Raw genomic sequence first — 20,213 nt, 5'->3', positions numbered from 1 at the left:
TGCCGAGCATCGCCTGCTCCGCCAAAGGCGCGGCTATGCGGACGTCTGACTTTGATTTCGAGCTGCCCGAAGAGCTGATCGCGCTGGAACCTCCGGCGGAGCGGACGGATGCGCGGATGCTGCATGTCGGGGATGGGATCGTGGACCGGTCGGTGAAGGACCTGGTCGAGGTCCTGCGCGCAGGCGACCTGCTGGTTCTGAACGACACCAAGGTCATTCCTGCTGCACTCGAAGGCAGGAGGCTTCCGCGGGAAGACCACGACGGTGGCCCGGCCGGGCAGGCCACCCCGGCGGAGGCGCCTCGCGCCGTGAGCCAAAACCAAGGGGTCGTGGTCGAGGCCAACCTGATTGAACATCTCGAGCCCCGCGAGGGACGCGCGCATTGGCGCAGCTTTGCGCGGCCGGGCAAACGGCTGAAGGTCGGTGACCGGCTCGATTTTCGTGGCCTTACGGCGGAGGTCGTGGCGCGCAACGGGATGGAGACGGACATCCTCTTCGATGTTGCGGAGGGGGATTTCGACGGTGCCCTGATGAAAGCCGGGATGCCGCCGCTGCCGCCCTACATCGCGCGCAAGCGCGGTGTGCGAGAGGACGACCGCGAGCGCTACCAGACGGTCTACGCGAGAGAGGCAGGCAGCGTTGCCGCGCCCACGGCAGGTCTGCACTTTACGGACGAACTCTTCGCGCAGCTCGAGGCGAAGGGCGTCGGGCGCGCCTATGTGACGCTGCATGTCGGCGCAGGCACCTTCCTGCCTGTGAGTACGGACGATGTTTCCGACCACAAGATGCACTCAGAATGGGGCGTGGTCAGCGAGGAGACGGCAGCGGCAATCGCCGAGACGAGGGCGCAGGGCGGGCGTATCATCGCCGTGGGAACGACGTCGCTGCGCCTCCTCGAGTCAGCCTGGAACGGCGAGAAGGTCGCGCCGTTCCGCGGCGACACCGACATCTTCCTAAAGCCCGGTGACAAGTTTCCGTCCACGGACCTTCTGATGACGAACTTCCACCTGCCGAAGTCGACGCTGTTCATGCTCGTCTGCGGCTATGCCGGGACTGAAGAGATGAAGGCCGCCTACGCCCATGCCGTGGCGGAGAAATACCGCTTCTTCAGCTATGGCGATGCCTGCCTTCTGGAGAAGAAGGCCTAGATCCGCCCCTCACGGTCGATTGTGTCCTGCACCAGCCGGTGAAAGGCTGCGCGAGCCGCGCCTTCGCCGCCAGGGCTACCGCGGGCGGAGGTCCAGTTGGCGTTCGACGCGATGACGAGGTTCCGCTCGGGGTCGATGAAAATCCCTTGACCGAAGATCCCCTGTGCCTGGAAGGCGTTGTCGTCCACGGTCCACCACTGGAACCCGTAGCCCGCTTCTGGCGCGCCGATGTCGGCCTGCTTCGACGTCGCGCGGGCGAGATAGTCCGCAGGCACCACGCGCTCGCCATCGGCCACGGCGCCTTCGAGGATAAACTGGCCGAAGCGGGCAAAGTCGCGGGTCGTCGCCTGGATACAGCAGCCGCTGATCTCGTTCCCGTCCGTGCCCAGAAGCCACGTCGCATCAGCCTCCATGCCATAAGGCTTCCAGATCTTCTCCTCGAGATACTCCGCCAGCGTCTTGCCTGTCGCCTCCGACACCAGAATGCCGATGAGGTTCGTCTCGCCGGTGGAGTAGTTCCAGCGCTCCCCCGGCTCATGTGCCCTTGCGAGGCCGCGCATGTAGCTGACGGTGACCGGAAGGTCGCCTTCGGGCTCGTGCTGCATGAAGAGGGCAACGTCCGACTGCGGATCTTCGTAGTCTTCGTTCCAGTCGACGCCCGAGGTCATGGTCAGGAGCTCCGCGATCGTCACGTCGTCATAGGCGGAGCCCTTGAGCCCTTCGATCGTGTCGGTGACCGGGGCGTCGAGGCTTTCGATATAGCCATCCGCGATGGCCGCGCCGACGAGGGTCGAGGTCAATGATTTGGCCACGGAGAAACTGGTCCAGCGCTTGCCCGGACCGAAGCCGAGACCGTAGCGCTCGGCCCTGATCTCGCCATTGTGCAGGATCACCACGGAGGCGAGGCGCGCTTCGTCCATATAGGTTTCGAGCGCGTCGCCAAGGTCCAGCGGTTCGCCTTCGGGCAGTTCCCGCACATCGCGGCCTGCTTCGATCCTCCGCGCTTCGATGAGGAAGGGAACCTTGTCGATCATCCTGAAGCCGGCGTCGCGCTGCTCCTGCGACCAGAAAAGGACGTCCGTCCCGCTCGGCGGGTTGGCCAGCAGCGCGCGCCAGTCCTTGCCGATGCCGATCCATGTGACGGCTGCGAGTCCCGCGACCCCTGCCGCAGCGAAGCTCGCGATCCGCGCGATCCTGTTCATGGCCCTGTTCCTCCTGACCCGAGTCGTTTCTCTTTTCTTCCTAGCAGGGTAGCCAGCGAAAGACGAACCGCCCGCCTGCGAGTGACTGACGCACAGGAGAGAGAGTGATGAAAAGAGGCCTGCAGATCGTCCTTGGGGTGCTGTCGCTAATCCCCCTGTTCTTCGCTGTCGTCGGGATCTTCGCTGGGGCCGAGCGGCTTGGCGGGGAAGGGGTGCCGGGCGCCCTCGACAACCAGCTCCGCTACCTCTCCGGCGTCTACATTCTCGTGACGCTCCTCGCCTGGCGGATCATCCCGCGGATCGAGGAGGAGGGGGCGACCCTCGCTCTCGTGACGGTGGCCCTCTGCATCGGCGGGATCGGGCGTCTGGTCTCCATGATGACCGTCGGCGATGCCCTGCCGCAGCAGGTCTTCTTCACCGGGCTGGAGATCGGCGCGCCGGTCCTCATCCTCTGGCAGCGGGCCGTGGCGAAGGCGTCCCAGGTGGGGCGAGACATGCGCGCCACATCCTGCTAGCCGCCTCCCGAACGAGAGCCGCGCACGCCCGCGGCCCAGGATTATCGGGAGTGAACGCATGTCCGACCGCGCCATGGTCATCCACTTCAAGACCCGCAACCGCGGCGCCGCCCCGGGCGGCCCCGCCGGCGGCTATTGCTGGGTCTATGGCAAGTTCGACGACTGGGAGACCTTCGAGCAGGAAGTCACCCACCACTTCCGCCGCCACTTCCGCTATGACGTCGTGGACTTCGAGGACAAGCGCGAGATCTTCGGCACCCCGGACGACCCGACCGAAGCGGGGCTCGTGCGGGACCTCGCCAAGTTCCCGATCCAGTACCATACGATGCAGCTTTATGGGGAAGAGCACGCGAGTTGAACCGGAAGAGTTCAGTATGAGCGATTGGCCGACGGGACATATTCCCTACGCGACGGATCTCAGCCACGTTGATCTGGTGAACGCTCTTCGCCTTGTTCGGTGGCTTGCTGTACCCGAACTTGCTGCCAGATCTCACGGCTGCGCAGCACTTGTACCGGATCAAGGAACAGCAATCACTCTCTTCATTGAGATGATCGATATCGAAGAGCGGCTTGAAGTCGGTAGGCTGAACGTCGGCGTTGACTCCTGCATCGCTTCGCTCTGTGCCGAAAAGATTCCTCTCCCTGAAGGTGATCGGTCAATCACTGAACTAATCTCCGTGGAAGAGCATGCCACCATCGAGTCTGGGATCGAGATATTGTGGGAGCAGGGCCAGAAAATGACGATCGTTCCGAACGCGATGCCGTGCTCTCTCGCTATCGCAGCTCCCGGCTTTCCGGATAGGTATTTCGAGCCCGAGTACGCCCTCTCTGACTACGCCCGCGAAGAGCTTCCATGACCACGCCTTTCTCCTTCTCCCTCCACAAAACCGACGGCCAGGCCCGCACCGGTGAGATCACCACCTCGCGCGGGACGATCCGCACACCTGCCTTCATGCCAGTGGGCACGGCAGGCACGGTCAAGGCCGTCCAGATGCGGGACGTGAAGGCGACGGGCGCCGACATCATCCTTGGCAACACCTACCACCTGATGCTTCGTCCGACGGCGGAGCGTGTGGCGAAGCTCGGGGGGCTGCATAGATTCTCGACATGGGATGGCCCGATCCTCACCGATTCAGGCGGGTTCCAGGTCATGTCCCTCGCCCAGATGCGCAAGCTGACGGAGAAGGGCGTCGAGTTCCGCAGCCACATCGACGGCTCGAAGCACATGCTGACGCCCGAGCGCTCGATCGAGATCCAATGCCTGCTGGGTGCGGACATCCAGATGCAGCTCGACGAATGCCCGCCTTTCCCGATCACCGAGGAAGCGTCCCTCGAAAGCCTCGAACTCTCCATCCGCTGGGCCAGACGTTCGAAACAGGCCTTCGAGGAGATGGCCGGCCCGCATCAGGCGCTTTACGGCATCGTCCAGGGCTCGGTCTTCGAGGACCAGCGCAAGCGCTCCGCCGAAGCGCTGCAGGAGATCGGCTTCCCCGGCTACTCCGTCGGCGGCCTCGCCGTGGGGGAGGGCCGGGAGCAGATGTTCAAGGTGCTCGACTTCACGACGCCAGTCCTGCCCACCGACAAGCCGCGCTACCTCATGGGTGTCGGCAAGCCGCTGGACCTCGTCGGCGCGGTGGAGCGCGGCATCGACATGTTCGATTGTGTCCTGCCCACGCGCTCAGGCCGCCATGGCCAGGCCTGGACCTGGGACGGCCCGATCAACGTCAAGAACGCCCAGTTCATCGAGGATGAGAGCCCGCTCGATCCAGAGAGCGACTGCCCGGCCAGCCGCGACTACACCAAGGCCTATCTCAACCACCTCTTTCGTGCGGGTGAGTATCTCGGCCCCATGCTGCTGAGCTGGCACAATCTTGATTTCTACCAGAAACTCATGGCTGCCATGCGCGCCGCCATCGCCGAGGGCCGCTTCGCCCAGTTCGCCGCCGATTTCCGCGCCCGCCACCGCGAGAAAAGCTGAGCAGAAAGTACCAAAAGTCGCACCGAGAAAGCGGTTGACGCCTCCGCCGCAGCCCATTAGTCACGCCGCTCTGGATGGGCCCTTAGCTCAGTTGGTTAGAGCAACTGACTTTTAATCAGTAGGTCCTCGGTTCGAATCCGAGAGGGCTCACCATCTCATCTCTCAAGGTACTCGGCATTACCGAGCGAGCGGGCTGGTCGCCGGGCGCGTGGGCTGCTTGCTTTGGTCGAGAAGGGGTTGTGTCCTGCTAGCCCAGCGATGCGACGAGCCATGCAAGGCCGGTGTAGACCATGGACAGGGCGACCGTTGCGGCGATGAACATCAGTGCACGGGGCATCACCTTGTCATAGCTTGCATGCCTTGCGACTTCCGCGACGGCTTCGGCGATGTCGTGCGACATGCCTTCGGGCGTGAAGCTCGACAGGGCAATCCAGCGGCGATGCTTGTCACCGCTCAGGCGCTCGGCCACTTCTTCGCGCGCGCGCTCGAAGGCGGCGGCGGCGACGGTATCGGTAATCATGCTGCGTACTGAAAATTTGTGCAGCCGTGCATAGGCGAGGGCCGGCAGCAGGCGAGGCAGGACCTGCCGGAGGTCATAGACGATGTAGCCTATCCCCAGCGCAATGATCGAGAAACGCAAGCCCCGGAGGGTGAGAAGCTCCGCCCAGTAGCTGAGCGCGACGATTCCCAGGAGAGCAAATTTCACCGCCATCGTCTTGGCGAAGCGGATCGACCGTTCACGCAGGACGGCCTTCACGCTCCGGTCCAGCTCGGCCTCGGCGAGGATCACGGCTTCCTCGGTCGCGGTCAGGAGTTTCTTCTCGATCTTCTTGTCGAGCGCCTTGCGGCCCGCAACCGCGGCACCGACCACGGTGCCCACGGCAAGACCCGCGCGCAGCAGGACGGGCCACATCAAGCGCCGCCTTTCAGGAACCGGCAGGGGATTGTCTCCAGCATCATGGGCTTCAGTTAGGACCGATTGCGCCAGCGGGCTAGCTGGCGGACGCAACCTGGGCCAGCTCGTCGGGTTCCTCGCCGTGAATATAGAGGAACGCGCCGCCCTTGAATTTCTCGATCAGGTCGCCTGCGAGGCGGCGCTCCACCGCCGGGCAACCCCAGCTACGGCCGATGGTCCGGCCTGGGGCGACGTAGTCGGCGCCATGGATGACGATCGCGCGCTCCCTTGCACGGCTGTTGGTCTCGCTCAGGCCGTCAAGGCGCAGGCTGAGGCCGTGCTTGCCGTGATAGGTCTCCGCCGTGACATAGGCACCGACCGAGGTCATCTTGGAGCCGGGCGTGTTGCTGAACCTGACCGGGCGGCCTGTGTGCGCAGCATCAGAACCGCGCCCGTGGGAGACGAGCAGGACCTCGGTCTCTCCGGTTTCAAGGTCATGGACGAAAAAGCGCGGCTCCGAGCTGTGCCTCGTATAGTCGATAATGCCGATATAGCGCTCGTTCTCCACCACGTCCTGATGCTCCTCATAAGCCTTGAGGGCCTTGCTCAGGACCGCAGGGTTGAGGCCAGCCTCGACAAAGCTGCCGGAAACCTCCTCTGTCGCCAGTCCGGCAGCCAAGGCGGACGGCGCCAGGAGAAATGATGCGAAACCGAGCATGGCAGAAGCGAGAAGCTTTGAGAAAATCATGAAATGAACCCCTGAATTTCCGCGCAAGGTGCCAATCCGCGGCCAAAACCGGACCGGAAAACGTCTCGCGCTGTCCCGTTCACAAGATGGGGATCTCGAGCGTCTTGTGAACCGCCTTGGTGGAACCTGAACGGATCTTCAGGCGCTTAGAACCGCTTCCTGATCTCGAATTCGATGATGCGGCCATTGGGGTCGATGAGGTCTGGCTGGTAGCGCAGGGGGATGGAGCCGGTGTCGTCGCGGACGTCCTGGATCTGGTTCAGGGCGTTGTTGACGCTCATCGCCACGCGGGTGTCGCGTAGCCACGGAGCCTTCTGCATGATCGCGCCGGAGAATCCGAGGTCGTAGGTAATCCGTGTGTTGACGATCAGGAGATCGGAGAATTCGAGGTCCGAACCGCCAGCAAGGGCGCCATCGACCTTTGTGCCGCTTTTCCACTGGGCGCGGGCAAACAGGCCGAGACCCTTGTTCCAGCGCCTGTAGACGACGTTGAGTTCGTGTTCTGACGTTCCGCCATTGGGGCCGATGGCCGAGCCGCCGAGAAGGTCGAGTTCGGGAAGGCCATCGCGGACCAGGAGCGTGTCTTCCAGCGTCCAGACGTGGGTAATCCCGAGGCTGACGCGGCCGGGTCGACCGCTGCGCGTCGGCTGCCGGTTGGATTGCCTGCGGCCACCCTCAGCCTGTTGGGCAGATCCCGCCTCTGGCCTGCCGCCTCTCGCTGCCTGAGGGGGTCCGCCTTGGGTTTGCTGGCTCTGCCCCTCGGCGCCTTCCGGCCGTGATGCCGCCTGGGGTCTTCCGCCAGGAGGGCCGCCTGCGCCTTGCGGCCTGCCGCCGCCCGGACGCCCGCCGCGACCGCCAAGCCGTTTTGACCAGTTCAGCGCCGTCCTGAGCTGGCGGTTGTTGCCCTCCTCGAAATTGACCGGACGCTGGTCGATGGCGATCAGCGTCCCGCTCGCATCCCGCGTGAACCGGTCGGGGAAGGCGGTTTCGATCTCGGCCGTCAGGGCGGGGAATGCGCGGGCTTCGTCCTCGAGGAAGGACTGCGTGTAGTCGATATTGAGCGTGACCTCGCGCTCCTCCCACGGTTTGATCTGCACGCCAACCTTCGAGACGTCGCGGCTGTCCGCGACGAGCGCCGGGTTGCCGCCAGTGATCGCATCAACCAGCAGGGTCTCGCCGGTGGTGAAATCGAAGACCCGGACATTGGGTGTCACGAGAACCGGGTCGCCAAGCTGGGCGATGCCGGGGGCGCCTTCCTCGCGGGTGTAGGAAGCGAGCAACCGGAATCTCTCCGAAGGGCGCCAGTTGAAGCCGCCGCCCCAGCTCGTCAGTGTGCCGAAGTCTGACAGGTCGCGTGCGTTGATGTTCCCGTTGACCGCAAGGCGCCCGACCCATCCGTCTACGGCATCGACGAGCGGGACATCGACGCTCAACTGCCCACGCACCGTCTCGCGGCTGAGAGCGGATTCGGTTTCTCCGGCGCTGTCGACCACCCGCGTATCGAGTTCGCGGCTGAAGAGGCCGGCCTGCGCGGAGACCTGAAGGTCGCCGGCGGGAAGGGCGAAGGTCTTTGCATTGACGACGAATTCGGCCTCGCCGGTACGGGTCTCACTTTCGGTGATCCGCTGCTCGCGGGTGAAGACCGCCGTGCCGAGCGCCGCAAAGGGATCGGCGCCGCCATCAACTGCTGCCTGAAGCTGCGCGGTGTCGAGCGAGAGATCCGTGACCGTCTCATTGTCCGAGACTTCATAGTTTGCGGTGAAGGTCCAGTTGGTCCTGCTCGGCTTGCTGACCACGGCGATCCCGCCAGAAAGAACATCCGTGTCGTTTTCCTGCAAGAGGGGCCCGTCCGAAGGGACCTGCGTGTAGAGCGTCAGCCCGTCGCCGAAGGGGACGAACGGGTTCGTCCCCGGAAGATCGAGTGCGATGTCGCCGAGCCCCAGTTTCTGGGTCGCCTCGCTCCGCTCGAGTTCACCGGTGAGCGTCAGCACGCTGTCCCAGGCGAAGCCGGAAGCACGGCTGAAGCCGAGGACGAGTTGCTCGCGTTCCGGCTGGAGTGTCCGCTGGGACTGGTCGTCTTCGGGGTTCCGGCTGCCGACGAGAGGAAGGTTGAAGCTGTTGTCCTGCAGTGCCGCCACCGTGAAAGCAGGATCGCCGCCGAGCTGTGCGCCGATGGGGTCGCCGAAATTGTCGGCACCGAGATTGCCGGGGTATGCAAAGGGAAGGGCGGGCTGCTCGGAGATGAAATCGCGCTCGCTTTCGAGGAGCTCCGACTGCGTCTCGTAGCTGAGGTCGATGGAGAAGCGTTTCGATCCGTCCACGGAGAGGCGCTGCAGGCTCGCCTGGGTCGTGGCGTTGCCGCCGGCCTGCCGGGTCTGAACCTGGCCTTCCGCCGCGCGGACGATGACGTTGGGCTTGAGGATGAAATTGATGACCCGCTGGTCGGCGTTGAAGCCGTAGGCGAGGGCGGCCTCTTCGGGCAGGATCTCGACCCGTGCGAGGGCTTCGGGTGGATAGCGACCGATCTCGCGAAAGCCTGAGATCCGCCGCCCGTTGAGAAGCACCACGGGCCTGCCGCCACTGCCCCGACGAGAGCGGCCGGAAGAAGTCTCCGGCGCAAGCTGTTCGAGCAGCTCCGCGATGGAAGAGACTCCATAGGCCTCGATGTCGGCCTCGGTCAGGGTCAGTTCGGGCTCGACGTTGGAAAGGGTGATGCCCCGGCGCCGGACGCCATCGACGACAATGATATCCCTATCGCCAGCAGCTTCTGCTTCGGCAGTCACCTCGGTATCGTCCTGGGTCGCCCGCTCCTGCGCGATGGCCGTGGAGAGTGCGAGGGGAGACGTTCCGATACAGAAAAAGAAGGCGGCTAGGCTGCGCTCGGCGATCATTCAGTCAGTTCCCCGCACAAAAAGTCCCGGAGGATCTAACCGATCCACCGGGACATGCGAGTGCGCAAATGTCGCGAAGCGTAACGTGCAGGCTGTTTTGCGCGCCTGTCGTTATGCCTTTTTGCGGCGACGCATGGCGCCGAAGCCTGCGAGACCCGCAACGAAGAGCGGGAGGGCGCCGGGAACCGGAACGCCTGCGACCTGGATATCGTAGAGCGCGACGCGGCGCCGGTTGTCCGGATCCATGTCGAGCTCGAGAATGTAGTTGCCAGCGATCAGCGTGCCGAGCGTGCCGACCGGCGTGCTCGCATTGGCGACGAAGGTCGTGACGATGTTGGTGTCCGTGTTCGTGAACTTGAAGAAGATCTGGTGCGGGGACGGGCCGCGCTCCGGGGTCACGCCAGCGGAATTGCCGCTCGGTGCCGGGATCAGGTTGAAGTCGAAGCTGTTGCCAGCGGTGAAGTTGAACACGTCTTCGGATCCGACGATGCGGCCGAAGAGATTGATGATGTCACCGCGATCGACAGAGCCGCCGAGACCGGCATCGAGATCGGTGCCGTTCGGAGATGCACTGGCATCGCCGAGCTTGGTGGAGCCGGGCTCGAGCGGGCGGGCGCCCTCGGTGAAGCTGACGATGGCAGCGTTGGCACTGCCGATCGCCATGGTGGCTGCGGTTGCTGCCGCGAGCAGGAAATGACGCATGAAATCCCCCATCGGATTAGTCTGATGGGGGATATCTACAATTTGAGTCGAAAACGCAACCTTATCACATCATAGGGTTAAGCTATCAGGCAACGGTGCCGAGCCCGCCGCCCAGCGCGATCGTCTGGCCCGTCACGTAGTTCGACGCCGGCGAGCCGAGATAGAGCACCATGGCGTAGAGGTCCTCGGACTGGCCGAGGCGCTTGAGCGGGACCATGCCCGCGATCGTGTCCTCGCCTGCCATCTGGATCGTGCCCGCCATCATCTTCGTGGCGAAGGGTCCGGGCGCGATGGCGTTGACGGTGATATTCCGGCCGGCAAGTTGCAACGCCAGGTGCTCCGTAAGGTGAATGAGCGCGGACTTGGACGCGCCGTAGGAATAGGTCTCCATCTGACCCGCGCGCATGCCTTCGACCGAGGCGACATTGATGATCTTGGCGGGCTGTTCCTTCGAAGCGGCTTCCTTGAGAAGGGGAAGCATCTTCTGGGTCAGGAAGAACGGGCCCTTGAGGTTCACGTTCATCACCTTGTCCCAACCCTCCTCGGGAAACTCCTCGAGGGTTGCGCCCCAGGTCGCGCCGGCATTGTTGACGAGGATGTCGACCTTGTCCGTCTTGGAGCTGACGAAATCCGCGAGCAGTTTCGCCCCTTCGACGGTGCCGAGATCGGCGGCGAAGCCATAAGCCGTGCCGTGCTTTGCCAGTTCCTCCACAGCGGAGGCGACGGCATTCTCTTTGCGCGAGGATACGAAAACCGTCGCGCCGTTGGAGACGAGGGCCATCGCCATGTCGAAGCCGATGCCGCGGGTGCCGCCGGTGATGACGGCGGTCTTGCCGGAGACACTGAAAAGTTCGTTGGGAGAGATCATTGGGGCGTTCCTCACGCTCAGGTTCTGCTAGGTTGCCCCCGTGCTAGCGTTCCGGAGCCTCCGATGGCCAGATCCCTTCTCATTCTCCCGCTGATCCTCGCCGCCGCCTGTGCGTCATGTTCGAAAGACGACCAGCCCATCCTGCTGGACGATGACACACCGCTGCTCGACGAGGGCGCACAGATCGATCGTCCGCGCGAAGCGGGCGAGGACCTGATCGGCCCTACTGGCGAGATGTCGTGTCCTGCGAAGGACTATCAGGGCTTCGTCGGCAAGAACCTCGCGGCGGTCATCTACCCTGCCGACCTCAAGGTCAGGATCATCGAGCCGGGGATGATGGTGACGATGGAATACATCGCCGACCGGATGAACATCCATGTCGACGAGGACGGTACGATCACCAAGATCGTCTGCGGTTAGTCCGTCGTCCAACCTTCTGGCAGCAGCGGCGCACCCGCCTTGCGCTTCCTCGAGATTTCCGCCGCCGCGAGATCGAGCCTGAGCTGGCGCTCGGGCACGGTCGGATGGCTGACGAGGATCCAGGAGCTCAGCGGGCTGACATTGGCGAAGAGCTGGAAGACGTCGCCGACCCCTTCGGGCGCACCGCCAGCGCGGGCGAGCATGTAGAGGCCGACATAGTCAGCCTCCCGCTCGAAATCGGCTGACCGCACTGCGCCTGCGGCGGCGCGGGTGGTCAGGGTCGTGAATGGCGCAGCCTCGGCCCCGAGGCCCTTGGCCACAGGCCGCGCGACGATGTCGAGAACCTGCCCTGCGATGACCAGGGGCGGCGCCCAAAGCACGGTTCCGGTCACGCCCGCATTGCGGATCACCTTGCGCGGATGCCTGCCCGCGACGTGGGCCAGCTCATGGGCGATGATGAAGGACAGGGCATTGTCATCCTCCACCGCGCGCAGGAGCCCTGCATAGACCGTCATGGTCTTGAAGCTCGCTTTGGCGTTGATGGCGTTCTTCGGGCTGGAGACGACACGCACGTCGCAGGCTTCCACCGGTTCGAGCGTGGCTTCGAACATCTCGGCTCCGCGCGCGATGGAGAGGGTGACGGGCGCGGGGTCCTGCTTGCCGAGCACCTTGTCGAGGGCTTCGCCCGTTTCACGCAGGCCTTCGACATTCTCGGCGCCGACCGCCGTCACCACGTCTCCGGGGCGCAGTCCGGCGTTCGCGGCAGGTCCCCCCGGCGCGATGCTCAGCACGCGCACCGTCTCGTCATAGCCGAGCGCTTCGACCTGTTCCTTGCGAAGCCCCTCCGCCAGCACTCCGATCGTCTTCGCATCACCGAGCCTCATGCCGAGCGCAGGGGCCGTCTTCGTGCAGAGCTCCGCGTTCGCGGTCAGGATCGGCCAGGCAAGGCGCAGCACGCGGTCCTCTCGCGCCAGCGCATCGGCCACCGCCCCGCGCTGCACGGCGAGGCGTTGCTCATTGACGGCGCGACTGTCGAGGGCGGGCATGTCGGCCCTTGGCGTGGCGCAGGCGGCGAGGAGAAGGGTGGCAGACGCTAAGCGACGGAACATGATCGTGACGATAGGAGACGCCCGTCCGCCGCTCAACGGAAACCCTCGTGCAGGCTTTCCCGGCCAGCCTTTTCCCGCATTCACTGGACAGACGCCGCGGTCTTTTGCATAGGCTGCTGCCATCGCCCGCGGAGTTATCAATGATCGGCCTTCTGAAACGCATCTTCACCTGGTGGCACCAGTCGACGATCGGCACCGGCTTCACCCTGTGGAAGGCCAAGGCCCGTCTCGTTGGCGAAGACTTCGAGGGCAACCGCTATTTCGAAGAGGGTGGCGAGGGGAGCTTCCCCGAAGGCGGCAAGCGCCGCTGGGTCGTCTATCACGGCCATGCCGAGGGCAGCCGGGTCCCGCCCGAATGGCACGGCTGGCTGCACCACATCTGGGACGAGCCGCCGACGGTGAACCCGCCGGAGGTCAAGAAATTCGAGAAGCCGCACCTGCCAAACATGACCGGCACGCCGCTCGCCTATCGCCCGCACGGCTCAATCTCGGTGGCGAGCCGCCCGCAACCTGAACAGAAAGACTATGAAGCGTGGTCACCTGACGCGCTTTGATGTGCTAAGGGGTTCTCCGCGCATCGGAGTCGCTTGTTCATGTTGATCTCAATCCTCGCCCTCGCAGCGCAGCTTCAGGCCCAGGAGCCTGAGTATCTGCTCGGCTGGACGGTGGAGCCACCTGCACCTGTCGAGGGGCAGGAAACCGAACTCGACCGCCTGTCGCGCTCGAAATCCGGTGCTGGATTCCTCGACAGTGTTTTTGGGACCGACAGCGATGATTCGCGCATCCCGGTCTCCGTGACCCTGCGCGCGCTCGACAAAGTGACCGCCAGCTTCGTCGATCTCGAGGTCCCGATCGGCCTCCCGCAGGCGTTCGGCTCGCTGACCCTGCTGCCGCGGACCTGTTCGACCCGTCCGCCGGAGGAATTCCCGGAGACGACAGTGTTTCTCGAAGTCTACTCCGGTGACACGGACGCAGCGGGCAAGCGCGCCCGCGACACCTCTGACGTCGCCAACGGAGCTGGCACGCCGGACGGTCAAGCCGATCCCATCGCCGCTCTCATCGAGGACAGCGATGCGCAAGTCCCGCCCAGCATCCAGGCGCAGATCGACACCGAGCTCTTCGGTGAGCCTGTCTTCAAGGGATGGATGTTCGCCTCCTCGCCATCGCTCAACGCGATGGAACACCCGACCTATGATGTCTGGGTGATCGCCTGCAAAATGGAAGATCCCGAAATCTGATCTGGCAGGGCGGTGAACCGCCCTTCGGCCTTCATGGCGGCTGCCAGCAGCGCGCTATATTCCTCCGACGGCACCTCGATCCCGCCCAGGCGCGCAAGGTGCGGCGTCAGGAACTGCGTATCGAGCAGGGTGAATCCCGTCTGCTTCAACCGTGCCACGAGATGGCAGAGGGCGACCTTTGACGCATCGGTTTCGAGGCTGAACATGCTCTCGCCAAAGAAGGCGCCCTGGATCGCGACGCCGTAGAGGCCCCCGACGAGCCTGTCGCCACGCCAGCTCTCGACCGAATGGGCCACGCCCTCGCGGTGCAGCGCGGAATAGACCTCGAGGATCTCCTCGTTGATCCAGGTTTCCTCGCGGCCCGCCTCCTCGCTGCCGCAATAGCGCATCACCTCTTCGAAGGCCGTGTCCACCTTCACGGTGAAGCGGTCCTGCCGCACGACTTTCCTCAGCGACCGCGGCACATGGAAGCCGTCCAGCGGGAAGATCCCGCGGAACTTGGGCTTCAGCCACATCAACTCGTCGCTGTCGCGGGCCTCCGCCATCGGAAAAAAGCCCAGACGATAAGCTTGCATCAACACTTCGGGCGAAAGCTTCACAGGATTGCCCGCCCCGCGAGAGTCGTTAAACGCAGGAGCGCAGGCAGCCTTGGGAAGAGCGTCATGTCGATCACGATCACCTCCGCCTTTGAGAGCGGCAACATTCGCGTGCTGCGCGCCGATGAACCGGGAGATATTCGGCTGGAAATCAAAAGCGATGGCAAGGCTGACTTCTTCCAGTGGTTCTATTTCCGCCTCGAAAGCCCCGAGGGCCTGCGTGTGATGACCTTCGAGAACGCGGCCAAGGCGAGCTACGAAGGCGGGTGGCAGGACTACCACGCCTGCGCCTCCTACGATCTCGAGGACTGGTTCCGCGTCCCGACCCGCTACGAGAACGGCAAGCTGATCGTCGAACACGAAGCGAAGGGTCCGGTCTGCTACTACGCTTATTTCGCACCCTACACGGCCTATGAGGCCATGCGCTTCACCGCGAGGATGGCCAAGAAGAAGGGCGTGGAATGGATGCCCCTCGGCTATTCCCTCGACGGTCGCCCGGTGGATGCCTTGCGCTTTGGCGAGCCTGCCGAGGCCAAGAGGAAGATCTGGGTCATCGCGCGCCAGCATCCCGGCGAATCAATGGGGAGTTTCTTCGCGGAGGGCTTCTGCGAGACCCTCGTGGACGAAGACCACAACATGGCCCAACAGCTCCTGCGTCATGCCACGGTCTATGTCGTGCCGATGATGAACCCCGACGGTGTCGCCCGCGGCCACCTCCGTACCAATGCGGCAGGGACTGATCTCAACCGCGCATGGGAGAGTCCGAGCGCAGAGACAAGTCCCGAGGTCCTCTGTGTCCTGAACAAAATGGACGAGGTGGGCTGCGACCTCTTCCTCGACGCCCATGGCGACGAAGCCATCGCGAACAATTTCATCGCCGGCTCCGAAGGCATCCCGAGCTGGTCGCCGCGGCTGTCGGAGCTGCTCTCGACCTTCAAGAACCAGCTCATTCAGGCGACCCCTGACTTTCAGGACAAGGAAGGCTACCCGATCGACCCCGCGGGCAAGGCCAACATGAAAATCGCCTGCAACGCCGTGGCCGAGCGCTTCGACTGCCTGTCGATGACCCTTGAGATGCCGTTCAAGGATGCGCGGACCAACGCCATCCCCGGCGAAGGCTGGTCGCCCCGTCGCTGCAAGGAGCTCGCCCGCAACACGATCGAAAGCATGGCACGGATCGCGGAGCGGCTTCGCTGATCCGGGATTGAGCGCAAGGTGCCCTCAAAGCCCTTTCAGCCATCCCAAGACAAGCTTCCGTGTGCCGGTCATATCCTTGCCTGTTCGCTCGTCGGAGAGGGTGGACGATCCGTGCACGCCATCTTCAGGGATGACATAACTCGCGCCCAGGGCTTCGAGCTGCCTGCGCTGCTCAGCGGCGGTGGGGCGGACGATTTCCGAAGGTGGCTGGATCACCAGCATTGGGGCTTTCACTTCCGGTGCGCGCTCCATGGCGAGGCAGGAGCGCATCGGCCCGCCTGAGGCAGGCGAGAAGGCGATCACGCCGCGGGTCACTTCAGGCCGATCCGCCGCCGCATGAAAGACCAGCGCCCCGGTGTAGGAACTGCCCCAAAGGATGAAGCCGTGCTCCCCGAAGCCGTTGCTCTCGGCCTCGTCGATTGCAGCGATGAGGTCCGGCAGGGTATCGCAGAACCCTGCCGCAACGCCGTCCGGCAGGTTCTCCGCCGTTCGGTTCGAGGAGCCGTAGAGGTCTCCGCCGCTGCGCGTATCCCAAGCTATGGCCGTGAAGCCTTCCCCGGCAAGCCAGCCGGCGATCTCTCCGTACTCGCCGCGTCCGTTGGAGCCCCCCTGATGGAACAACAGGATCGTCGGCCGGCGATCCGCTCGGCGTCCTTCCCAGATATGTCCGTAGACGGTCACCCCGTCGCTCGTCTCGGCCGTCAGGTAGGCCTGGCTCATCGGAACGGCCTGTGCCGACGTGGCCCCGTCGCGAGGCGGAATAGCGCTGCAAGAACCAAAGGAAATCGCGATCAATACAATGAGCAGGCGCATAAAAAACTCCCGGGCAGAAATTGCCCGGGAGCTTCACAATTCCTGCGCGGCCCGTCCATGACGGACCGCAGGCGCTTACCAGATCGACACGCGCTCGTCTTCTGGCAGGTACAGCTCGTCGTCTTCGGAGACGTCGAAGGCCTCGTACCACGGGTCCATGTTGCGGACGACGCCGTTGACCCGAAACTTGCCGTTCGAGTGGCTGTCCGTCGCGACCTGCTGCTTCAGGGCTTCTTCGCGGTAGAGGCCCTTCCAGACCTGTGCCCACGCCATGAAGAACCGTTGGTCGCCGGTGAAGCCGTCGATGACCGGCACGTCCTGGCCAGCCGTCGCGCGCTTGTAGGCGTGATAGGCCATCGACAGGCCGCCAAGGTCGCCGATATTCTCGCCCATGGTCAGCTCGGGGTTGATGAAGAAACCTTCCACCGGCTCATAGGTCGCGTACTGAGCTCCAAGAGCGTCAGCCTTCTCCTGGAACCGTGCGGCGTCCTCTTCGGTCCACCAGTCTCGGAGCGCGCCCGTGCCGTCGGACTTCCGTCCCTGGTCATCGAAGCCGTGGCCGATCTCGTGGCCGATCACCGCGCCGATGGCGCCATAATTGACGGCAAGGTCAGCCTCCGGATCAAAGAACGGAGCCTGCAGGATCGCTGCCGGGAAGACGATCTCGTTGCGGGTAGAAGAGTAGTAGGCATTGACCGTCTGCGGGGTCATGAACCACTCTTTCTTGTCGATCGGCTGGCCGAGCTGGGACCAGTTTTCGTTGAAGCCGAAGATGCGGGCCTGACGCATGTTCTCGACAGGGTTGTCGGCCGAGACTTCGAGGGCGGAGTAATCCGTCCACTCTTCCGGATAGCCGATCTTCGGCGTGAAGGCGTCAAGCTTGGCGAGCGCTTCCTTGCGTGTTTCGTCGCCCATCCATTCGAGGTTCTCGAGACGTTCGGCAAAGCCTTCGCGGAGGTTCTTCACCAGCTCGTCCATCTGGCGCTTGCTGTCTTCGGGGAAGTAGCGCTCGACATAGACCTTGCCGACGGCTTCGCCCATCGCTCCGTTCACGGCGGAAACGCCGCGCTTCCAGCGCGGGCGCTGCTCCGGCACGCCGCGCAGTTCGGTGCCCGTGAAGGCGAAGACGCGGTCGTCGATCTCTTTCGGCAGGACCGAGGAGTAGCTGCGGATCGCACCGGCGATAAGGTAGTTCTTCAGCGTCTCGACAGGCGTGTCGCGGAAGATCTTTGCCGTTTCTTCGACAGCGCTCGGGGTGGAGACGATGTAGTACTCTTCACCATCCGCACCCAGGGTTTCCATCGAGGAAGCCCACGGGAGCCCCGGCGCCATCTCTTCGAGTTCGGCGAGGGTGTAGCGGTTATAGGTCTTGTCCCGGTCACGGCGCTCGGCGCGGCTCCAGTGGGCCTCCGCGAGGGCTTTTTCGAACGCATAGACCTCTGCGGCTTTTTCAGTGGCCTGCTCGACACCGGCGAAGCGCAGGAGGTCGCCGAGGAAGTCCTGATAGGCGACAGCCTTGTCCGCGAAGCGCTCGGACAGGTAATAGTCGCGGTCCGGCAGGCCGAGGCCCGACTGTCCGATATAGACCGAGTATTTGTCAGGCTGTTTGGCGTCGATCGAGACGCCGATGCCAACGATGCTGCGCGCGGCGACCGACGGGTCGAGCATCAGCGCGACGATATCGTCATGGGTCTCGGCGGCCATGTAGCGGTCGAGCTCGTCCTGGATGGGCGCAAGGCCCGCTTCCTCGATGGCGTCAGTGTCCATAAAGGCGGCGAAGTAGTCGCCGATCTTCTGTTCGGTGGAGCCCATGGGCGCATCTGCTGCCGCGGCGTCCTCGATGATCTTGCGGACGCGCTCTTCGGAGCGCTCGAACAGGCGCGTGAAGCTGTTGTAGCTGGAGCGCTCCGCCGGAATCTCGAAAGTATCGAGCCAGGTGCCGTTCACATAGGCGTAGAAGTCGTCGCCCGGATCGACCGAAGGCTTCATGTCGGCGGTCTCGATACCGAAGGTGCCCAGCTCCGGTCCGACGCTTTCAGTTTCCGAAGCGATCTCTACGGCTTGGCTCGTTTCGGACTCTGGCTGGTCGCCTTCACCCCATTGCACGCCGTCGCATGCTGCAAGGCCCAGAGCCAGGACGCCGGCGAGGGCCGTCGAGGCGAGGAGAGGGAAGTTCTTCATGCTTGTGGTCTCTCTCGTTATCGAAAAACGGTGTGGTTTCTCGACCAAGCCGGGACGAAAGGCAACAGCATGGCAGTCTTGCGGGCGAACCGAGAACGGCGCCTAAGTCCCCCCGACAACAGAACCGATGAGGGAGAGACCCCATGACCCAAGCCCCCACCTACGACATGAAGGGCAAGACCTGCTTCATGTCCGGCGCTACCTCCGGCATCAACGAGCAGATCGCGCGGCGCTTTGCTGAAGCAGGCGCGAAAGTGTTCGTCGTCTCGCGGTCGATCGAGAAGGTCGAGGCGACGGTGGCCATGCTGAAGGAGGCCGGCGCCGAGGCTGCCGACGGTGCTTCGGTGGATGCCCGGAGCTACCCCGATGTCGAAGCCGCCGTGAACCAGTGCGCCGAGAAGTTCGGCGATATCGATATGGTGCTGGCAGGGCAGGCGGGGAATTTCCCGGCCGGCGCGGCGCAGATGTCGGCCAATGCCTTCAAGTCCGTGGTCGATATCGATCTTCTCGGGACTTTCAACGTCTTCCGCTCCGCCATCCACAAGGCGAGGCGCCCCGGTGCGAGCTTCATCGCCATCACCGCGCCCCAGGCGACCCAGCCCTGGCTGTTCCAGGCCCATGTCTGCGCGGCCAAGGCCGGCGTGAACATGCTGGTCAAATGCTGTGCCTTGGAATGGGGGATCGAAGGTGTCCGCGTGAATGCCATCAGTCCCGGTCCGATCGAGGGCACCGAAGGCATGGCGCGCCTAGCGCCGAGCGAGGAAATGCGAGAGAAGTACCGTGAGGCCCTCGCTCTCAAGCGCTTTGGCGATCGCGACGACATCGCCGATGCGGCGCTGTGGCTTTCCTCGCCGGGCGCTGACTACGTCACGGGCACGATCCTCGAAGTCGAAGGCGGCACGACCCTGGGCGATGCCTCCCAGGCAATGAAGATCTGACCGGCTTTCACGATACGCTCACGTCTTTGCTCTCTTGTTGACCCGGAACAGGGGCGTGCCCAAGAACGGGCGTGAGCGGAGGCGACAGACATCATGCGTTCTTATCCGATGCAAACTGCGGGAGCGGCGCTTGCCGCCCTCGCGCTCACCGCCTGCGGCGAGGATGCGCCGTCCGCCGAAGCGATTGCCGCCGGCGAGAAGGCTTTCGCTCCGTGTGCGACCTGCCACACGGTCGGCAAGGGCGAGGCCCATTCCCTCGGGCCCAATCTTTACGGCGTCTACGGACGGCAAGCGGGCACGGCGGAGGGCTTTGCCTACTCACCGGCCATGGCCAGCTCGGGCATCGTATGGCGTGCAGCCTCCCTCGACGCTTACCTCGCGAATCCGCAGGGCGTCGTGCGCGGGACGTCGATGGTCTACGAAGGCGTCAGTGACGCCGAGGAACGCGCCAGCATCATCGCCTATCTCCAGTCGTTGCAGGACTAGCCCATGGCGGACCAGAGCCTCCTCAAGACCTTCGGTGACCAGACGAAAGCCGTCGCAGCCTCCGTCAGTGACATGCCGACCCGGCGCAAGGTCCTGCTTGGCGGGACAGCTATCATCACCATCGGCGCCATTGGCCTTTCGGCGGCAAGCGGCGAAAGCTCGCCGTTCATCCGTGCCGCGAAGGATACGCCCCGCGCCGATATCCGGGACTTGGGCGACGGCTTTTTCCTCGTGGACGGCTGGGTGCTGACCGCTGACGATCTCGAGCGGGCCGGCGAATAGGAGAGA

The 20,213-nt window shown here is 64.0% G+C and carries 22 protein-coding genes and 1 tRNA gene; 13 read left to right on the top strand and 10 right to left on the bottom strand.

What is annotated here, in order from left to right:
• The first annotated feature begins 35 nt into the window (after positions 1-35).
• Positions 36-1,148, top strand: a complete 1,113-nt coding sequence (gene queA / locus IE053_RS04165) for a tRNA preQ1(34) S-adenosylmethionine ribosyltransferase-isomerase QueA (RefSeq protein WP_189572265.1) — start codon at positions 36-38, stop codon at positions 1,146-1,148.
• Here queA and IE053_RS04160 read toward each other — a convergent pair.
• Positions 1,145-2,350, bottom strand: a complete 1,206-nt coding sequence (locus IE053_RS04160) for a serine hydrolase domain-containing protein (RefSeq protein WP_189572263.1) — start codon at positions 2,348-2,350, stop codon at positions 1,145-1,147. The genes queA and IE053_RS04160 overlap by 4 nt on opposite strands.
• Positions 2,351-2,457: 107 nt before the next feature.
• Here IE053_RS04160 and IE053_RS04155 point away from each other — a divergent pair, with 107 nt between their 5' ends.
• From IE053_RS04155 to IE053_RS04135, 5 genes are all read left to right on the top strand, one after another.
• Positions 2,458-2,865: a DUF4345 domain-containing protein gene (locus IE053_RS04155; protein WP_189572260.1), complete on the top strand. Its 408-nt coding sequence runs from the start codon at positions 2,458-2,460 to the stop codon at positions 2,863-2,865.
• Between the two features lie 58 nt (positions 2,866-2,923).
• Positions 2,924-3,223 carry a hypothetical protein gene (locus IE053_RS04150; RefSeq protein ID WP_189572257.1) on the top strand — a complete coding sequence of 100 codons (300 nt, stop codon included), beginning with the start codon at positions 2,924-2,926 and terminating at the stop codon, positions 3,221-3,223.
• 16 nt (positions 3,224-3,239) lie between these two features.
• A complete protein-coding gene (locus tag IE053_RS04145; RefSeq protein ID WP_189572254.1) occupies positions 3,240-3,722 on the top strand; it encodes a hypothetical protein in 483 nt (160 codons plus the stop codon).
• Positions 3,719-4,843 (top strand): tRNA guanosine(34) transglycosylase Tgt, encoded by a 1,125-nt coding sequence (gene tgt / locus IE053_RS04140; RefSeq protein ID WP_189572251.1) that lies wholly within the window; start codon positions 3,719-3,721, stop codon positions 4,841-4,843. The genes IE053_RS04145 and tgt overlap by 4 nt, the downstream gene beginning before the upstream one ends.
• 76 nt (positions 4,844-4,919) lie before the next feature.
• Positions 4,920-4,996: transfer RNA gene (locus tag IE053_RS04135), tRNA-Lys, on the top strand.
• Between the two features lie 94 nt (positions 4,997-5,090).
• Here IE053_RS04135 and IE053_RS04130 read toward each other — a convergent pair.
• The 5 genes from IE053_RS04130 to IE053_RS04110 form a co-directional block, all read right to left on the bottom strand.
• The gene (locus IE053_RS04130; RefSeq protein ID WP_189572248.1) at positions 5,091-5,756 is read right to left on the bottom strand and encodes a hypothetical protein; all 666 of its coding nucleotides are present in this window, start codon (positions 5,754-5,756) and stop codon (positions 5,091-5,093) included.
• A gap of 79 nt (positions 5,757-5,835) precedes the next feature.
• Positions 5,836-6,486 carry a murein L,D-transpeptidase catalytic domain family protein gene (locus IE053_RS04125; protein WP_189572245.1) on the bottom strand — a complete coding sequence of 217 codons (651 nt, stop codon included), beginning with the start codon at positions 6,484-6,486 and terminating at the stop codon, positions 5,836-5,838.
• A gap of 146 nt (positions 6,487-6,632) precedes the next feature.
• Positions 6,633-9,377, bottom strand: a complete 2,745-nt coding sequence (locus IE053_RS04120) for a TonB-dependent receptor (protein ID WP_189572242.1) — start codon at positions 9,375-9,377, stop codon at positions 6,633-6,635.
• A gap of 111 nt (positions 9,378-9,488) precedes the next feature.
• The gene (locus tag IE053_RS04115) at positions 9,489-10,079 is read right to left on the bottom strand and encodes a VPLPA-CTERM sorting domain-containing protein (protein WP_189572239.1); all 591 of its coding nucleotides are present in this window, start codon (positions 10,077-10,079) and stop codon (positions 9,489-9,491) included.
• An 85-nt stretch (positions 10,080-10,164) separates the two neighbouring features.
• Complete coding sequence (locus tag IE053_RS04110) at positions 10,165-10,947, bottom strand: SDR family oxidoreductase (RefSeq protein ID WP_189572236.1); 783 nt, start codon at positions 10,945-10,947, stop codon at positions 10,165-10,167.
• A gap of 63 nt (positions 10,948-11,010) precedes the next feature.
• Here IE053_RS04110 and IE053_RS04105 point away from each other — a divergent pair, with 63 nt between their 5' ends.
• Complete coding sequence (locus IE053_RS04105; RefSeq protein ID WP_189572233.1) at positions 11,011-11,367, top strand: I78 family peptidase inhibitor; 357 nt, start codon at positions 11,011-11,013, stop codon at positions 11,365-11,367.
• Here the strand turns inward: IE053_RS04105 and IE053_RS04100 are convergent.
• Positions 11,364-12,476 (bottom strand): M48 family metallopeptidase, encoded by a 1,113-nt coding sequence (locus tag IE053_RS04100; RefSeq protein ID WP_189572230.1) that lies wholly within the window; start codon positions 12,474-12,476, stop codon positions 11,364-11,366. The two genes, IE053_RS04105 and IE053_RS04100, sit on opposite strands and share 4 nt — an antisense overlap.
• A 140-nt stretch (positions 12,477-12,616) precedes the next feature.
• On the opposite strand from IE053_RS04100, the gene IE053_RS04095 reads away from it, so the two are divergent.
• Together IE053_RS04095 and IE053_RS04090 are read left to right on the top strand one after the other, a co-directional pair.
• Entirely contained in the window at positions 12,617-13,030 is a 414-nt protein-coding gene (locus tag IE053_RS04095) for an NADH:ubiquinone oxidoreductase subunit NDUFA12 (protein ID WP_189572227.1), read from the top strand.
• A gap of 39 nt (positions 13,031-13,069) precedes the next feature.
• On the top strand, positions 13,070-13,714 hold the full coding sequence (locus IE053_RS04090; RefSeq protein WP_189572224.1) for a DUF2155 domain-containing protein: 645 nt from the start codon (positions 13,070-13,072) through the stop codon (positions 13,712-13,714).
• Here IE053_RS04090 and aat read toward each other — a convergent pair.
• Complete coding sequence (aat, locus tag IE053_RS04085; protein WP_505855988.1) at positions 13,666-14,295, bottom strand: leucyl/phenylalanyl-tRNA--protein transferase; 630 nt, start codon at positions 14,293-14,295, stop codon at positions 13,666-13,668. The genes IE053_RS04090 and aat overlap by 49 nt on opposite strands.
• Positions 14,296-14,376: 81 nt before the next feature.
• Between aat and IE053_RS04080 the strand changes: the two genes are divergently transcribed.
• Complete coding sequence (locus IE053_RS04080; RefSeq protein WP_229786045.1) at positions 14,377-15,507, top strand: M14 family metallopeptidase; 1,131 nt, start codon at positions 14,377-14,379, stop codon at positions 15,505-15,507.
• Between the two features lie 24 nt (positions 15,508-15,531).
• Here IE053_RS04080 and IE053_RS04075 read toward each other — a convergent pair whose 3' ends face one another.
• Positions 15,532-16,227, bottom strand: a complete 696-nt coding sequence (locus IE053_RS04075) for an alpha/beta hydrolase (RefSeq protein WP_189572218.1) — start codon at positions 16,225-16,227, stop codon at positions 15,532-15,534.
• Positions 16,228-16,395: 168 nt separating this feature from the next.
• Positions 16,396-18,501 (bottom strand): M13 family metallopeptidase, encoded by a 2,106-nt coding sequence (locus tag IE053_RS04070; protein ID WP_189572215.1) that lies wholly within the window; start codon positions 18,499-18,501, stop codon positions 16,396-16,398.
• Between the two features lie 143 nt (positions 18,502-18,644).
• On the opposite strand from IE053_RS04070, the gene IE053_RS04065 reads away from it, so the two are divergent.
• The 3 genes from IE053_RS04065 (at position 18,645) to IE053_RS04055 (ending at position 20,207) form a co-directional block, all read left to right on the top strand.
• Positions 18,645-19,439, top strand: coding sequence for an SDR family oxidoreductase (locus IE053_RS04065; protein ID WP_189572212.1), 795 nt, complete (start codon positions 18,645-18,647; stop codon positions 19,437-19,439).
• Between the two features lie 93 nt (positions 19,440-19,532).
• The gene (locus IE053_RS04060) at positions 19,533-19,925 is read left to right on the top strand and encodes a c-type cytochrome (protein WP_189572208.1); all 393 of its coding nucleotides are present in this window, start codon (positions 19,533-19,535) and stop codon (positions 19,923-19,925) included.
• Positions 19,926-19,928: 3 nt separating this feature from the next.
• Positions 19,929-20,207 (top strand): hypothetical protein, encoded by a 279-nt coding sequence (locus tag IE053_RS04055; RefSeq protein ID WP_189572206.1) that lies wholly within the window; start codon positions 19,929-19,931, stop codon positions 20,205-20,207.
• Positions 20,208-20,213 lie beyond the last annotated feature (6 nt).

The sequence above is a fragment of the Parvularcula lutaonensis genome, from assembly GCF_014651915.1.
Classification (GTDB): domain Bacteria; phylum Pseudomonadota; class Alphaproteobacteria; order Caulobacterales; family Parvularculaceae; genus Parvularcula; species Parvularcula lutaonensis.
This window is presented reverse-complemented; position numbering and strand designations above follow the sequence as displayed.

Coding starts and splice junctions, on each gene's coding strand:
- IE053_RS04065 (WP_189572212.1), top strand. CDS start 18,645: ATGACCCAAGCCCCCACCTACGACATGAAGGGCAAGACCTGCTTCATG.
- queA (WP_189572265.1), top strand. CDS start 36: ATGCGGACGTCTGACTTTGATTTCGAGCTGCCCGAAGAGCTGATCGCG.
- IE053_RS04055 (WP_189572206.1), top strand. CDS start 19,929: ATGGCGGACCAGAGCCTCCTCAAGACCTTCGGTGACCAGACGAAAGCC.
- IE053_RS04115 (WP_189572239.1), bottom strand. CDS start 10,079: ATGCGTCATTTCCTGCTCGCGGCAGCAACCGCAGCCACCATGGCGATC.
- IE053_RS04105 (WP_189572233.1), top strand. CDS start 11,011: ATGGCCAGATCCCTTCTCATTCTCCCGCTGATCCTCGCCGCCGCCTGT.
- IE053_RS04080 (WP_229786045.1), top strand. CDS start 14,377: ATGTCGATCACGATCACCTCCGCCTTTGAGAGCGGCAACATTCGCGTG.
- IE053_RS04100 (WP_189572230.1), bottom strand. CDS start 12,476: ATGTTCCGTCGCTTAGCGTCTGCCACCCTTCTCCTCGCCGCCTGCGCC.
- IE053_RS04095 (WP_189572227.1), top strand. CDS start 12,617: ATGATCGGCCTTCTGAAACGCATCTTCACCTGGTGGCACCAGTCGACG.
- IE053_RS04110 (WP_189572236.1), bottom strand. CDS start 10,947: ATGATCTCTCCCAACGAACTTTTCAGTGTCTCCGGCAAGACCGCCGTC.
- IE053_RS04075 (WP_189572218.1), bottom strand. CDS start 16,227: ATGAGCCAGGCCTACCTGACGGCCGAGACGAGCGACGGGGTGACCGTC.
- IE053_RS04130 (WP_189572248.1), bottom strand. CDS start 5,756: ATGTGGCCCGTCCTGCTGCGCGCGGGTCTTGCCGTGGGCACCGTGGTC.
- IE053_RS04090 (WP_189572224.1), top strand. CDS start 13,070: ATGTTGATCTCAATCCTCGCCCTCGCAGCGCAGCTTCAGGCCCAGGAG.
- IE053_RS04160 (WP_189572263.1), bottom strand. CDS start 2,350: ATGAACAGGATCGCGCGGATCGCGAGCTTCGCTGCGGCAGGGGTCGCG.
- IE053_RS04150 (WP_189572257.1), top strand. CDS start 2,924: ATGTCCGACCGCGCCATGGTCATCCACTTCAAGACCCGCAACCGCGGC.
- IE053_RS04155 (WP_189572260.1), top strand. CDS start 2,458: ATGAAAAGAGGCCTGCAGATCGTCCTTGGGGTGCTGTCGCTAATCCCC.
- tgt (WP_189572251.1), top strand. CDS start 3,719: ATGACCACGCCTTTCTCCTTCTCCCTCCACAAAACCGACGGCCAGGCC.
- IE053_RS04125 (WP_189572245.1), bottom strand. CDS start 6,486: ATGATTTTCTCAAAGCTTCTCGCTTCTGCCATGCTCGGTTTCGCATCA.
- IE053_RS04060 (WP_189572208.1), top strand. CDS start 19,533: ATGCGTTCTTATCCGATGCAAACTGCGGGAGCGGCGCTTGCCGCCCTC.
- IE053_RS04120 (WP_189572242.1), bottom strand. CDS start 9,377: ATGATCGCCGAGCGCAGCCTAGCCGCCTTCTTTTTCTGTATCGGAACG.
- IE053_RS04145 (WP_189572254.1), top strand. CDS start 3,240: ATGAGCGATTGGCCGACGGGACATATTCCCTACGCGACGGATCTCAGC.
- IE053_RS04070 (WP_189572215.1), bottom strand. CDS start 18,501: ATGAAGAACTTCCCTCTCCTCGCCTCGACGGCCCTCGCCGGCGTCCTG.